9 protein-coding genes are annotated in these 14,447 nt (G+C 55.2%); 4 read left to right on the top strand and 5 right to left on the bottom strand.

Translation table 11 applies throughout. The annotated features are described in order from the left end of the window. On the bottom strand, window positions 1-1,134 hold the full coding sequence (hybO, locus tag KGP16_RS10555; RefSeq protein WP_223501304.1) for a hydrogenase 2 small subunit: 1,134 nt from the start codon (window positions 1,132-1,134) through the stop codon (window positions 1-3). 1,058 nt (window positions 1,135-2,192) lie between these two features. Here hybO and ynfF point away from each other — a divergent pair. From ynfF to xdhC, 4 genes are all read left to right on the top strand, one after another. Continuing rightward, entirely contained in the window at window positions 2,193-4,631 is a 2,439-nt protein-coding gene (ynfF, locus tag KGP16_RS10550; RefSeq protein WP_223501303.1) for a selenate/tellurate reductase subunit YnfF, read from the top strand. Between the two features lie 608 nt (window positions 4,632-5,239). Then, a complete protein-coding gene (gene xdhA, locus KGP16_RS10545) occupies window positions 5,240-7,525 on the top strand; it encodes a xanthine dehydrogenase molybdenum-binding subunit XdhA (RefSeq protein ID WP_223501302.1) in 2,286 nt (761 codons plus the stop codon). 12 nt (window positions 7,526-7,537) lie between these two features. After that, on the top strand, window positions 7,538-8,419 hold the full coding sequence (xdhB, locus tag KGP16_RS10540; protein WP_223501301.1) for a xanthine dehydrogenase FAD-binding subunit XdhB: 882 nt from the start codon (window positions 7,538-7,540) through the stop codon (window positions 8,417-8,419). Further along, window positions 8,413-8,889 (top strand): xanthine dehydrogenase iron sulfur-binding subunit XdhC, encoded by a 477-nt coding sequence (gene xdhC / locus KGP16_RS10535; protein ID WP_021804789.1) that lies wholly within the window; start codon window positions 8,413-8,415, stop codon window positions 8,887-8,889. Before xdhB ends, xdhC begins: the two co-directional genes overlap by 7 nt. A gap of 16 nt (window positions 8,890-8,905) precedes the next feature. Here xdhC and KGP16_RS10530 read toward each other — a convergent pair whose 3' ends face one another. The 4 genes from KGP16_RS10530 to KGP16_RS10515 form a co-directional block, all read right to left on the bottom strand. Continuing rightward, complete coding sequence (locus tag KGP16_RS10530; RefSeq protein WP_371822691.1) at window positions 8,906-9,847, bottom strand: Rpn family recombination-promoting nuclease/putative transposase; 942 nt, start codon at window positions 9,845-9,847, stop codon at window positions 8,906-8,908. Window positions 9,848-10,023: 176 nt separating this feature from the next. Continuing rightward, window positions 10,024-11,388: an NCS2 family permease gene (locus KGP16_RS10525; protein WP_223501299.1), complete on the bottom strand. Its 1,365-nt coding sequence runs from the start codon at window positions 11,386-11,388 to the stop codon at window positions 10,024-10,026. A gap of 102 nt (window positions 11,389-11,490) precedes the next feature. Further along, window positions 11,491-12,807 carry a guanine deaminase gene (guaD, locus tag KGP16_RS10520; protein WP_115158331.1) on the bottom strand — a complete coding sequence of 439 codons (1,317 nt, stop codon included), beginning with the start codon at window positions 12,805-12,807 and terminating at the stop codon, window positions 11,491-11,493. Between the two features lie 83 nt (window positions 12,808-12,890). Then, on the bottom strand, window positions 12,891-14,306 hold the full coding sequence (locus tag KGP16_RS10515; protein ID WP_021804795.1) for a nucleobase:cation symporter-2 family protein: 1,416 nt from the start codon (window positions 14,304-14,306) through the stop codon (window positions 12,891-12,893). Window positions 14,307-14,447: the final 141 nt, after the last annotated feature.

The following is a 14,447-nucleotide window of genomic DNA, read 5'->3' as shown; positions in this document are numbered from 1 at the left end:
TTACTCCTTGCTTGGCGGCTGCTCGTCGTCTTTACGCTGCGTTTTCTGCTGCCGCCCCAGCTCTTTCACCGCCATCAGGCTGACACCGGCAACCAGGCCAACCACGCCGCCAAGCAATCCCATCGCCGTTGGGCTGACATGCCCGCCTTCGATGCTACCCACTTCGGGTTTGGCGTTGCGGGGGGTAGGATTTTCAACGCTGGCCAACTGGGCGATCCCTTTGGTAAAGCCGATACCCTGTTCGTTGCAGCCGTAACAGGGGTGACCGATCCCAACCGGCCAGATGCCACCGCCCACGTCGCAGAACTCCAGCGTTGAGCAGTTGCCGTAGGTTTCTGGCCCCTTGCAACCGAGGTGATACAGGCACCAGCCCTGCCGATGGCCATCATCACCAAACTGTTTGGCAAAACGCCCGGCGTCAAAGTGCGGACGACGCTCGCAGTTTTCATGGATCAGGCGGGCATAGGCGAACTCGGGGCGATTTTTCGCATCCAGCGCCGGTGGCCGTTGGTAGGTGATGATATGGGCCACCGTCGCCAGGAAGTTGTGCGGGTTGGGCGGGCAGCCGGGGATGTTGATCACGGTTTTGCCGGGTAAAATCTCCTGCAGGCTGACTGCGCCGGTCGGGTTAGGCCCGCTGGCCGCGACGCCGCCCCAGGCAGCACAGGAGCCGATGGCGATCACCGCAGCGGCATGTTCTGCCGCATTACGGATATGCTCAACAATTGGCTTACCGGCCACCATGCAGTAGACGCCGCCATCCTTCATCGGAATGGAGCCGTCGACCACCAGCACGTATTTCCCTTTGTATTGCTCAATCGCGCGGTGCTTGTTTTCTTCCGCCTGTTCACCGAACGCAGCAGAGAGGACTTCGTGGTATTCCATGGAAACCACGTCAAGCAACAGGTTCTCGATCGTTGGGTGAGTGGCCCGCAACAAGGACTCCGTACAGCCGGTACATTCCTGAGCCCCGATCCAGATAACCGGTGGCCGCTGTGGCGAACCTACCGAGTCGGCTATTTCGGCGGCGGCTTTGGTGCTGAGCCCCATGGTGGCGGCCAGTGCCGCACATAACTTCATAAAATCGCGGCGATTCACGCCATCCCGGAAAAATGCTTGATTTTCCCTTATCATTATTATCTATCCCCTGTTGATGACCGACATGCAAGCCCGTAAACACAGTATGCGGGTGGTTAATATATTGTTATTTTCTGGCTATCCCGAGTTGATCTTTATCAACCTTTGCTGAGGTAACAGTTAATATTTGCGTAACATGAGAAAAATCGCTTCAGCAAAAAATATTTTTCTTGCATATTTATCTGGCTGGATTTATTCGCGCACGTATTTAAATAACAATAACTCTCATTACCTTTTAAATTAAAAATCCTAACCCCGCTAAATAAGTCACCAAGCAAACAACAAGAATAATAATGTATTCACATGCGTCGTTTTGTAACAATTAATACCCCCCCCTGCTTCAGCATAAGTTTTACGACACAATCAAGCGTGATGAGTATAGGAAAGGCCGGGGCAGGAAAACACGTAATATGCCGTTTTAGTTTATAATTTTATTGCAGAATCATCAGCGGGGCCTAGCTTGGTAACGGTGTTGCGGGATGTCGACCTTTTACCGGGTTTTTCCTACTACTGCGACGGCTGGCGGGGATTGGTCATCATGCAATCCATCGTGAATTAGTCAATGAATGACTTTGCTAATCCCTCTGACTCGCGCGTGCCGGGGGGCTTATGTTGCACGAGGCCATAACAATATTGTATCGACGCTGGATTTAAATCACCAACCTCGCCTAATCCTGCCAACCAAATATGCTATAGATTGAGTCCTTGGACTCAACATGGCGCTTGCTGTTTTGAAAAAAAAAGCAACCCACCCGTTTTATTCGCTTGCGAAAAGCTAAAACTTGACCTCAAGCAAACTTCATCTGCCCCGCGCACGAGTATACTTATTAAGAGGTAATCTAATTATCAAGCTGAGAGATAACTTTGCATAGCTAATATTACCAATGCAACTTCATTAATGTAGACGGCTTTATTCGCTACAGGTTAGCACTTTTAATATATCACACCACGGTTGCCTGGCTTAAAACGTCTTGCCAAGAGACATCATGGGTTAATAGCAAACCAGACATCAGGCGTTATCGGCAGCGAAATAGGCCAGCACAGGGAGCACTATCATGAACGATAACCACAACCCGGACCTGCTTCATCACCCGTTCAGCCGCCGTAAGCTAATCAAAACCGGCTCGGCTACCGGCTGTTTACTGGCCGCCACTTCGGGGCTGGTGCTGCCCTTCCGTAAAACCGCCGCCGCCGAGCCATTGCCAAATGCCCAACAGCCGGAAGACAAAGTGGTCTGGAGTTCTTGCACCGTAAACTGCGGCAGCCGCTGTGCGCTGCGCCTGCACGTGCGGGATGACGAAGTATACTGGGTGGAAACCGACAACACCGGCAACGACCAATATGGCAACCATCAGGTGCGGGCCTGCCTGCGCGGGCGCTCTATCCGCCGCCGTATGAACCATCCGGACCGGCTGAAATACCCAATGAAACGCGTCGGTAAACGCGGTGAAGGCAAGTTCAAACGCATCAGTTGGGAAGAAGCGCTGGATACCATCAGCGGCCAGTTGAAGCACACCCTGGCGCAATACGGTAATGAAGCGGTGCACGTGCTGTACGGTACCGGGGTCGACGGCGGCAATATCACCAACTCCAACGTGCCTTATCGCCTGATGAACTCCTGTGGCGGCTTCCTCAGCCGCTATGGCAGCTACAGCACCGCGCAGATCACCGCCGCCATGCCCTATCTGTACGGTGCACAGCAGGGCAACAGCCCGGATGATATAGCCAACAGCAAGCTGGTGGTGCTGTTTGGCAATAACCCGGCGGAAACCCGCATGAGCGGTGGCGGTGTGACCTACTATCTGGAGCAAGCCAGAGCAATCTCTAACGCCAAGATGATTGTCATCGATCCGCGCTATACCGATACCGCCGGTGGCCGTGAAGATCAATGGGTGCCGATCCGCCCAGGCACCGATGCTGCGTTGGTTGCGGGCATCGCACACGTGTTGATCAGCGAAAACCTGGTGGACCAGCCGTTCCTGGATAAATACTGCGTAGGGTATGATGAAACCACCCTACCCAGCAGCGCGCCAAAAAACGGCCATTACAAAGCCTATATCCTCGGCCAGGGTGACGATGGTATCGCCAAAACGCCAGAGTGGGCGGCTCGTATCACCGGGATACCGGCCAACACCATTATCCAACTGGCGCGCGAAATTGGCATGACCAAACCGGCCTATATCTGCCAGGGCTGGGGGCCACAGCGTCACGCCAACGGTGAACAAACCGCCAGGGCCATTGCCATGTTACCGATCCTGACCGGTAACGTCGGTATCAACGGCGGTAATACCGGCTGCCGCGAAGGCAGCTTCGATCTGGGCGTCGAATGGTTCGATATGCTGACCAACCCGGTGCAAACCAAGATTTCAGTGTTTACCTGGACCGACGCCATCCTGCGCGGCCCGGAAATGACCGCCAAACGTGACGGCATCCGTGGCAAAGACAAGCTGGACGTGCCGATCAAGTTTATCTGGTGCTACGCCAGTAATACGCTGATCAACCAGCATGGCGATATCAGCCGTACCCACCAGATCCTGCAAGACGACAGCAAGTGTGAAATGATCGTCGGCATCGAACACTTTATGACGTCGTCGGCCAAATACTGCGACATCCTGCTGCCCGATCTGATGCCAACCGAGCAGGAAGACCTGATCTCTCATGAGTCCGCAGGCAATATGGGCTACGTGATCCTGGGCCAGCCCGCCACCACGCGCAAGTTTGAACGCCGCCCGATTTACGAGATCCTTTCCGAGGTGGCCAAACGGGTTGGGCCACAGGCCGAAGCGACCTTCACCGAGGGACGCAACCAACAGCAGTGGATTGAATACCTGTGCGAGAAAACCCGCGAGCGCAACCCGGAGATGCCAAGCTATCAAGAGATGAAAACCGCCGGTATTTATAAGCGCAAATGCCCGGAGGAGCACGTGGTGGCCTTCAAGGAGTTCAGAGAAGATCCGCAGGCCAACCCACTGAAAACGCCATCGGGCAAGATTGAAATTTATTCCGAACGGCTGGCGGAGATCGCTGCTACCTGGGAGCTCGCACCAGAAGATGTGATCCACCCGTTACCTGTCTATGCCGCCGGGTTCGAAGGTTGGGAAGATCCGCTGAGCAGCCAATATCCGCTACAGCTGTTTGGTTACCACTACAAGGCCAGAACCCACTCCAGCTACGGTAACATTGACGTGTTGCAGCAGGCTTGCCCGCAGGAGGTGTGGATCAACACGCTGGATGCGCAGGCGCGCGGCATCAAGAACGGCGATCGGGTGAAGGTCTTTAACGGCCGGGGCGAAACGCAGATCCAGGCGAAGGTAACGCCACGCATTATGCCCGGCGTCACGGCAATGGGCCAAGGTGCCTGGCTGGCGGCGGATATGTTTGGTGATAAGGTCGATCACGGCGGCAGCGTGAATATTCTGACCCACCATCGCCCTTCCCCGCTGGCCAAGGGCAATCCGCAACACACCAATCTGGTGCAGATTGTGAAGCTGTAGGTGATTTGGGGCTGGCTGAACTCGGCCAACCCCTTCAACACCGTTGTGGCTACATGACGATGCTGTGGCAAGGCTATGCATCGGTCAACCCGGCAGCGCCCCATCTAAGTTATCTAACATTGCGCAGCCATCAGCCACAGGCGGCGCTTATTGACGTAGGAGATTTTGACGATCGGTAACCAATAACCGATATGCATGTCTGCCGGGACAACGGTGGTCTGCGTATTCAACTGCGGCGCGGAGAATTAATGCTGACGGTGGAGGTGAGCGACGGTAGCGACTCGCTACCGTACTGGCATACAACGCAAGGTGCGATATGACTGCGATTTAACCATCAAAACCACGACAAGATTGGCCCCAAACTGATATAGCTAGTATCAACTTGATAATCTTCTGCTTATCAATATGATAAATTATCGTCGCACAGCGTCTTTGCCATACCGACCTTGGTGCGGCCTCCCCCTCTTAGACCACCAAAAACTCTCCCCTTTCGCCATAAACCAGATTCACCTCACAAATCCCACATCCGGCTGATTTCTCAAGCCATTATGGCCTGTAAGTTGCTGCTGTTGGCTATCGCGACTTTTTCTCTCACCGAGGAGAGCAGGATGCCTGTAGGAACCTCGCCCGAACGCGTCGATGCGCAAGCCAAAGTCACCGGCCGGGCACGTTATACCGACGATATGACCATGCCGGGTATGCGTCATGCCAAATATGTTCGTAGCCCGATTGCCCATGGTCTGGTTACGCGTATCGACACCAGCAAAGCCCTGCAACTGCCAGGGGTGGAAGCCATATTCACTTATCAGGATGTGCCGCAGCATGGTTTTCCGACTGCCGGCCACGCCTGGTCGCTGGATGCCAATAAGCGTGACGTAGCGGATAAACAGTTGCTGACCCAGCATGTACGCCATCACGGCGATGGCGTGGCGATCGTTGTCGCCTGCGACGCGTTAACGGCAGAGAAAGCCGCCATGCTGGTTGAAGTGGAATATCAGGAACTGCCAGCGATGACCACAGCAAAAACCGCGCTGGCAGCCGATGCGCCGCTGTTACACGGTGGCAAAAGCAATCTGCTGAAACAGCACCAGCTCAGCGGCGGCGATCCCGTGGCAGCATTGGCTGCATCAGAGATCGTGATCGAAGGCAACTACAGCACGCAGGTAGTGCAACATTGTCATCTGGAAGGGGTGATTTCCTACGCTTACATGGACGAGATGGATCGCATAGTGATCGTCTCCAGCACCCAAATTCCCCATCTGGTACGCCGTGTGGTAGGCCAGGCGCTAGATCGGCCATGGTCGTCCATCCGGGTGATCAAGCCCTATATCGGGGGTGGGTTCGGCAATAAGCAGGACGTCTTGGAAGAGCCGATGGCCGCATTCCTGACCTGGAAACTCGGCGGCGTGCCGGTCAAGGTTGAACTGAGCCGCGAAGAGTGCTTTTTGGCATCTCGTACCCGTCACTCGTTCTCCATCAGCGGTAAGATGGGCATTAACCGCGACGGTATCCTGCAAACCTATAGCCTGGATGTGCTCTCCAATACCGGAGGGTATGCATCTCACGGCCACTCCATTGCCTCCGCCGGGGCCAATAAAATCGCCTATTTGTATCCGCGTATCGCCTTCGGCTACCAAGCCACCACCTTTTATTCCAACCTGCCGAACGCCGGTGCCATGCGCGGCTACGGTGCACCTCAGGTGACCTTTGCCCTGGAATGCATGATTGACGAAGCCGCCGCCCAACTGGGGATGGATCCGCTGGAACTGCGGCTCAAAAACGTCGCCCGCCAAGGAGATCTCAATCCGCTCAATCACAAGGAGATCAAGAGCGCCGGGATTATCGAGTGCCTGCAAAAAGGCCGGGAACTGTTTGAGTGGGATGCCCGTCGTGCCGCCTGCCTGAACCAAAGTGGCCCCATCCGCCGCGGCGTTGGCGTGGCCTGCCTGAGCTATGCGTCCAATACCTATCCAGTTGGCGTCGAGATTGCCAGCGCCCGGCTGTTACTGAACCAGGATGGCACCGTCCATCTGCAAGTCGGCGCGACGGAAATTGGCCAGGGATCGGATACCGTGTTTGCACAAATGGCGGCGCAAACCATCGGCGTGCCCTTCTCTTCCCTCTACGTTATCTCCACCCAAGACACCGATATTACCGCCTACGATCCCGGTGCCTTCGCCTCGCGGCAAAGCTATGTTGCAGCCCCTGCCATCCGCCAGGCCGCTACAGAGTTGCGCGCCAAGATCCTGACCCATGCAGCCTTTATGTGCAGCCAACCCGAATGGGCGTTGGATGTGATCAACGGCGAGGTGGTGCTGAAGGAGATGCCGGAAAAAGTGTTGTGCTCGGTGCAAGAAGTTTCCATGAGCGCCCATTACGATCAGGAGGTCGGTGGGCAGATTATGGCCGAGGTGTCCTGCAAAACCCGCAGCAATCCGCCCGCCTTTGGCTGTACCTTTGTTGACCTCACCGTCGATATTGAGCTGTGTAAGGTCACCATCAACAAGATCATTAACCTGCACGATTCCGGCCAGATCCTTAACCCACTGCTGGCCGAGGGCCAGGTGCATGGCGGCATGGGGATGGGCATCGGCTGGACGCTGTTCGAAGAGATGATCATCGACGAGCAAAGCGGCATCGTGCGCAATAACAATCTGCTGGATTACAAGTTCCCTACCATTCTCGATCTGCCAGAGTTGGACTGTGCGTTTGTCGAAACCTATGAGCCGCAATCTGCCTATGGGCACAAGGCGCTGGGTGAGCCGCCGCTGATCTCTCCCGCCCCGGCGATCCGCAACGCCATCTGGATGGCAACCGGCGTGAAGATAGATGAGTTACCACTAACGCCCAAAACGCTCTATCGCTATTTTTCGCAAGCGGGCCTGATCGAGTAACTGGAGAAAATTATGTACGATATTGCGCACTATTATCGGGCGACCTGCATAGACGATGCCGTGCGGCAATTAGCCGCCGATCCGCAGGCCCGGTTGATTGCTGGCGGTACCGACGTGCTGATCCAGCTCCATCATATGAACGGCAAATATCGCCATCTGGTGGATATTCACGGCCTGAACGAGCTGAACGGTATCGAGCTGCTGCCGGATGGCACGCTGCGCATCGGCAGTGGCACCACCTTTAGCCAGATTATCGATTCACCGTTGGTGCAACGCCATATCCCGATCCTGGCAGAGGCAGCCGCGACAATCGCCGGGCCACAGGTGCGGAATATGGCCACGCTGGGCGGGAATATCTGTAACGGTGCCACCAGTGCCGATTCCGCCTCACCCTGTGTGGTGATGGAAGCCGAGCTGGAAATCGCTACCCCCACAGGGCTACGCCGTACATCGATCCAAGGTTTCCACACCGGTCCAGGCAAAGTCGCGTTAGGGCAAAATGAGGTCGCCGTAGCGTTGCTGTTTAGGCCACAGCACTATCAGCACTTTGGTACCAGCTATTACAAATACGCCATGCGTGGTGCGATGGATATTGCCACCATCGGCTGCGCGGCGGCCTGCAAAATTGAAAATGGCCACTTTAGCGCGGTGAAAATCGCCTTTGGCGTAGCGGCCCCAACACCGATCCGTGCCCCAAATGCCGAGGCCGCAGCTCTGGGTCAGCCATTCAATGCGCAAACGCTCGCCGCCGTGCGTGAGGCGGTCATACGTGACGTGCTGCCACGTTCATCCTGGCGTGCCAGTAAAGAGTTCCGTATGCAAATCATCCGTACGCTGGCAGAGCGCGTGCTGGCCCAGGCGGCCCAACGTGCTGGAGGAGAGTTATCATGTTGATCAATTGCACCATCAATGGCCGCCCCTATCAGTTCGAGGTCGATCCCCGCCTGTCGCTGATGGAGTTACTGCGCCAGCAAGGGCTTAACAGCGTCAAACAAGGGTGCAGCGTGGGCGAGTGTGGTGCCTGTACCGTACTGATCGACGATGTCGCTACGGACACCTGTATTTATCTGGCGCTCTGGGCCGATGGCAAAACCATCCGCACCACCGAGGGCGAGGTGAAACAGGGCAAACTGTCTGCCGTACAGCAGGCTTATGTGAATGTGGGGGCGGTGCAGTGTGGTTTTTGTACGCCGGGACTGGTGATGACCAGTACCTCGATGGTGGAACGTTTTCGCGGCCACCGCCTTACCGAGCAGGAGATCCGCCGCGGCCTGGCTGGGAATTTATGCCGCTGCACCGGCTATACCTCGATCGTCAAGGCAGTGGAGCAGGCGCAGCAGCTGGATGAGGAGATACCGCGTTGAGAAACGCGGGTAAACGCTAGTGGCGGATTTGCGCTAGCTCTTCTTCTGAAAGACCGGTCAGCTGTATGACCATAGCGTGATCGAAGCCCTTAGCCAGCATGGAGAGCGCTATCTTCAAGATGGCTTCTCGCCCTTCCTTTCGCCCTTCCTCAATACCTTTCTCTATACCTTTCTCTATACCTTTATCGAAACCTTTCTGCTCGAGATATTCTGCAATAGTCATCAATTCCTCCTCATGCTGCGGCGCGCGTCTGGCCAATTCACGGAGCAGTCTCTCCGGTTTGGTCGTACTCCCCATCTGCAGCATATAGTTAATCAACGATATCAGTTGTTCTTTAGTAGTGTATCCGGCCAACAATAATGTGACCAGTCGTTCCTGTAGTTCGAACAGATCGCGATGGCGCACATGTTTTTGTAACAGCTCCAGAATGGCCATACGGCGGTGTTGCATGATCTCATCGTCGGGAATGACGGTAACGTCAACTAAAGGAAAATGTCCCGCGTAAAGTTGCCTAGCCAATTCTGGGTCACTGAACTCCTCAAGCCAACTCATCGAATACGGGTAAGGTGTGATCTGCCCGTGGTAAAAGAGCATCGGGATAACTAATGGTAGCCGATCGTGACCCGCCTGAAGATGGCGTTGCATTGCGGCAATGGCATAACGTACCAAACGGAATGCCATATGCTTGTCGGGCGAACTTTGGTGCTCAATCAGAGCATAGACATAGCCGTCATCCTTACCGGTTTTCAGCGAGTAAAGCACATCGGAGTAATAAGCACGCAGGTCGCGCTCGATAAAACTACCTGGCTCTAGCTTTAACGTATTCAGATCGCAACTTTGCCGCAAATCTGGCGGCAAATGCATTTCCAGAAAGTCGCGGGCGGTGGCGGGATGGGTGAGGAACTGCTTAAAAACCGCATCATGTGGAGTGGGGGTAGGCTTTTTCATGTCGGTCATCCTGGACAAAACATGAGCAAAACCTACTACAAGCTGAACGTGGTTAAAATTACCTACGTGCAACCTCTGGAGTCAACTCGCAAAACGAGGTTGAACGCTGATAGTGGGCGCAGCATGCAGCGCCCCTACCTTTAGCATCGAGTGCAAGTTGGTCAGCAATCTGCTCGGTTACCCCATCAAATCGCCCAGCCGCCAGCATAGAATGCCACTAGCGCCACTGCGATTATCACCGTACCAATATTCAGCTTGCGCCACTCGTGAGAGAACACGCGGCCAATCACCAGCGTGCTGAAGCCTAGCATAATGCCGGTGACAATGTTACAGGTCAGCACGATAAATACCGCGCACACCAGGCCAGACATGGCATCGACAAAGTCGTCAAAGTCCAGCTTGGCCACGTTGCTCAGCATCAGCAGGCCCACATACATCAGCGCCGGTGCCGTCGCATAGCCGGGGACCAGATAAGACAGCGGTGACAAGAACAGGATCAGCAAGAACAGTACGCCCACCACCGCCGCCGTCATGCCGGTTTTACCGCCAGCAGCCGTTCCCGCAGCAGACTCGATATACACCGCAGCCGGTGAGGCCCCAACCAACGCAGAGAACATGCTGCTCATGGAGTCGGCGGTTAACGCCCGGCCACCGTTGATAATCTGCCCATCCTTGTCCAGCAGGTTAGCCTGCCCGGCGACCGCCCGGATGGTGCCCGTGGCGTCAAAAACAGCAGTCATTACTAATGCCAATACGCTGGGCAGTATCGCCGGATTCAACGCCCCTTTGATATCCAGGCTGAAAATCAGCGAGCTACCGTCCGGCCCGGAGAGGCTGGGCAACGCAAACAGCCCCTGATATTTCACATTAGGGTCAAAAATTAGACCGATAACGGAAATACCGATGATCACCAATAAGATCCCGCCCGGCACACGTAATTTCTCCAGCCCGAGGATCATCGCCAGGCCGAGCAGCGACATCATCACCGGGAAAGACACAAACGACCCCAGCGCCACCGGCAAACCGTCCAGCGGGTTTTTGATCACCATACCGACACCGTTGGCAGCGATCAGCAGCAGGAACAGGCCGATACCAATCCCGGTGCCATGCGCGATGCCCATCGGTAGGTTACGCAGGATCCATGAGCGCACCCCGGTTACGGAAATGGCGGTGAATATCAGCCCCATCAGGAAGATCGCCCCCAGGGCAACGGGGATGCTGATATGCTGGCCAAGCACCAGGCTGAAAGCGGTAAACGCCGTCAATGAGATGGCGCAGCCAATAGCCATCGGCAAGTTAGCCCACAGGCCCATCACCAGTGACCCCACACCGGCAACCAGGCAAGTGGCGACAAATACCGCAGCAGGAGGGAAACCCGCCTTGCCCAACATGCCGGGCACCACGATCACCGAATAGACCATTGCCAAAAAGGTGGTCAACCCTGCCAATACTTCCTGCCGTACGCTGCTGCCCCGCTCGCTAATCTTGAAATAGCTGTCTAGCGAGCTGGCCGCTTTTCCTGACGTCGCCTGCGATAAATTATTAGACATATCAATGCCCTCTGAAAGTTTACACTCACCTACCCCACGGGCTTGCCGTTACGGCACTCGCTGGGGGTAACGCCAATCCTGGCAAATTGCAGTGCGGTGGTTTTAAGTACGTTCATACACCAGCCGGCCATCGACATAGGTGCGATAGATCGACCGGTCATCCCCTAGCGTCATCATGACAAACAGCTTATCCATCAAGGTTTTTGAGTTGTCGTAGCGCAACTGTTGCAGCGGCGTGGCCGTCGGCTCCAGCACCACAAAGTCTGCCTCTTTCCCCAGGTTGAAGTTACCAATGGTGTCCGCCAGCCCCAGGGCATCGGCCCCGCCCAACGTCGCCAGATAAAACGCCTCATACGCTGAGAGCCGGTAGCCCTGCAGCTGCATGATTTTGTATGCCTCGTTCAACGTTTGCAGCATGTTGAAGGTGGTGCCCGCGCCGATGTCGGTGCCCATCCCCACCCGCACCTTTTTCCGCCAGGCGTTGGGCAAATTAAACAGGCCGCTGCCGAGATACAGGTTGGAGGTCGGGCAAAAGGCGATGGATGATTGGGTTTGGTGCAGACAATCCCACTCGGCGTCTTCCAGATGCACACAGTGGGCAAATACGCTTTTTCTGCCGGTCATGCCGTAGTGATGGTAAACATCGAGATAACTTTTGCGCTCTGGGAACAAGGCTTTCACCCAAGCCACTTCATCCTTGTTTTCCGACAGGTGGGTATGCAGGTAAACATCCGGGTATTCCTGGCGCAGGCGTTGCACCATCTCCAGCTGTTCCGGTGAGGAGGTTGGCGCAAAACGCGGGGTGATGGCGTATAACAGGCGGCCATTGTTATGCCAGCGCTCAATCAGCGCCTTGGTTTGGCTATAGCTGCTTTCTGGAGTATCCAGTAGGTAATCGGGCGCGTTGCGATCCATCATCACCTTACCGGCGATCATCCGCATATTGATATGGCGCGCCGACTCAAACAGCGCCTCTACCGATTCGGGATGCACGGTGCCGAACACCAGCGCGGTGGTGGTGCCATTACGCAGCAGCTGCTTGATGAAAAACGCCGACATCTCGCGGGCGTATTCCAGATCGTTATAGCGCTTCTCCGCCGGGAAGGTGTGCTTGTTCAGCCAGTCCAGCAGTTGTTCGCCATAGGCTCCTACCATTTCACACTGCGGATAGTGAATATGGGTGTCGACAAACCCTGGCACGATCATTTTACCGCTGTAGTCGCGTACCCGGATGCTGTCGGGGATCTGGTGGTGCCCCTCTTCCCAGTCGCCAAACCACTCCACTCGCCCATCACGAATGATCAGTAGTCCGTCTTTAATAAAGCGCAGATGGCCCTCGATTTCTTCCGGATGCTGTACAGTGCGGGTGATATCGAGAAAACTGCCCCGCACGGCCTTGATTGATTGTTCACGCTCCATACTGAAATTCCTTGTCGCCATAAAACGGATATTGCCAGGCGGGCGCCGCATACAGCGCCCCTAAGTAACCTTTGTCAGCAATCTCAATCGGTGTTTTTTTCCGCTGTAACCACCTCGAATTCGGCCTCCTCGGCGTCAGGTTTCTCACGCGGGTTTTGCGGTATCAGCAAATTGAGGAAAATGGCCGTGAGCCCACCGGCGCAGATCGGGTTTTCCACCAGCACATAAATCGACTCGGGCAAAATACGAAACACTTCCGGATCGTAAGAGACGCCAAGGCCCAGCCCCAGCGAGGTGGCAACGATGATGGTTTCGCGACGGTTTAAACCGTCAGAGATAATGATGCGTATCCCGGCGATGGCGATCATCGAGAACATCAGTGTCATGGCGCCCCCCAGCACTGGTGCGGGGATAGTGGTAAAGAAGCGGCCAATGACGGGAAACAGCCCCAGCACCACCAGGATCACGGCGATATATTTGCCGATATGGCGCGAGGCGACGCCGGTCATCTGGATCACGCCGTTATTCTGGGAAAATGTCGTCAGTGGCAACGAGCCCAGCATGGCGGCAATCACCGAGACCAGCCCATCGGCCAGCACTCCACCGCTCAGGCGTGCGGTATATTCATCCCCCTTGATGGGCTGCTCGGACACTATTGCGGTAGCGGTGATACTGCCGACCGCCTCCAACACGCTGAGCAGATAGATGATGCCAGCCACCAGGAAGGCATGCAGATCGAAAGAGAAACCGTATTTAAAGGGAACGGGAACGGTCATTACCGGCAGGTTTTGCATCACCGAAAAATCCACCATGCCCAGGCACAACGCCACGACATAACCGACAATCAAGCCGATGGCGATGCCCCCCATGCGCAATAATGCGTTCTGGCAACAGTTAAACCCGATCACCACCAGCAGCACCAACAGGCCGATACCGATATTTTCGTAGTTGCCAAAGGTGCCGCTGCTTTTCGCTGAATAACCGCCGCCAAAATCGATAATGCCCACCTTGATCAGGCTCAGGCCAATCATCAGCACCACAATGCCGCTCACGGTGGGCGTGATCACCCGTTTCAGATAGGGCAAAATAAACGAGGAGCCCACCACCAGGAATGCACCAACAAAAGAGATGCCCAGCAGCGTGGACATGATCGCTTCCACATGCAGGCCATCGGCTTTCATTGTGCTACCCAAGGCGATCATTACCGTCACAAAGGAAAAGTTGACCGATTGAATGGACAATAATCCGGAGCCTACGCGGCCATAGCGATTCACCTGCAACCAGGTGCCAATCCCTGAGGCTATCATTGCCATCGATACCAGATAGGCCGTGACGTCCGGCGGCAACCCCAGCGCGGTGCCGACGATCAGTGCAGGTGCCACCATCGGCACAAAAATAGCCAGTAAATGGGTGATTGCCCCCACGATGCATTGGTCGAAAGGTGGTTTATCTTCCACCCGATAAATAAGGTCGTTATTTGAAGTAGGCATATCAGACATCTCTTTACTCCATTCCAGTAAATTTGATCATCTGATTCAATAAGCTCCACGCCCTGCACTTTCGCCATGTTGATCCCACGGGCTAGCCTGAGCGATGAGCTCATATATGGCGGCAATAACAGATTAGCCTTTGGCTAATAT

The sequence above is a fragment of the Serratia sp. JSRIV006 genome, from assembly GCF_019968685.1.
GTDB classification, from domain to species: Bacteria; Pseudomonadota; Gammaproteobacteria; order Enterobacterales; family Enterobacteriaceae; genus Chania; species Chania fonticola_B.
This window is presented reverse-complemented; position numbering and strand designations above follow the sequence as displayed.

Excerpts from the sequence above, each read along its gene's own strand:
- KGP16_RS10515 (WP_021804795.1), bottom strand. The coding sequence starts at position 14,306 with ATGTCTGATATGCCTACTTCAAATAACGACCTTATTTATCGGGTGGAA.
- guaD (WP_115158331.1), bottom strand. The coding sequence starts at position 12,807 with ATGGAGCGTGAACAATCAATCAAGGCCGTGCGGGGCAGTTTTCTCGAT.
- ynfF (WP_223501303.1), top strand. The coding sequence starts at position 2,193 with ATGAACGATAACCACAACCCGGACCTGCTTCATCACCCGTTCAGCCGC.
- KGP16_RS10530 (WP_371822691.1), bottom strand. The coding sequence starts at position 9,847 with ATGACCGACATGAAAAAGCCTACCCCCACTCCACATGATGCGGTTTTT.
- xdhC (WP_021804789.1), top strand. The coding sequence starts at position 8,413 with ATGTTGATCAATTGCACCATCAATGGCCGCCCCTATCAGTTCGAGGTC.
- hybO (WP_223501304.1), bottom strand. The coding sequence starts at position 1,134 with ATGATAAGGGAAAATCAAGCATTTTTCCGGGATGGCGTGAATCGCCGC.
- xdhB (WP_223501301.1), top strand. The coding sequence starts at position 7,538 with ATGTACGATATTGCGCACTATTATCGGGCGACCTGCATAGACGATGCC.
- KGP16_RS10525 (WP_223501299.1), bottom strand. The coding sequence starts at position 11,388 with ATGTCTAATAATTTATCGCAGGCGACGTCAGGAAAAGCGGCCAGCTCG.
- xdhA (WP_223501302.1), top strand. The coding sequence starts at position 5,240 with ATGCCTGTAGGAACCTCGCCCGAACGCGTCGATGCGCAAGCCAAAGTC.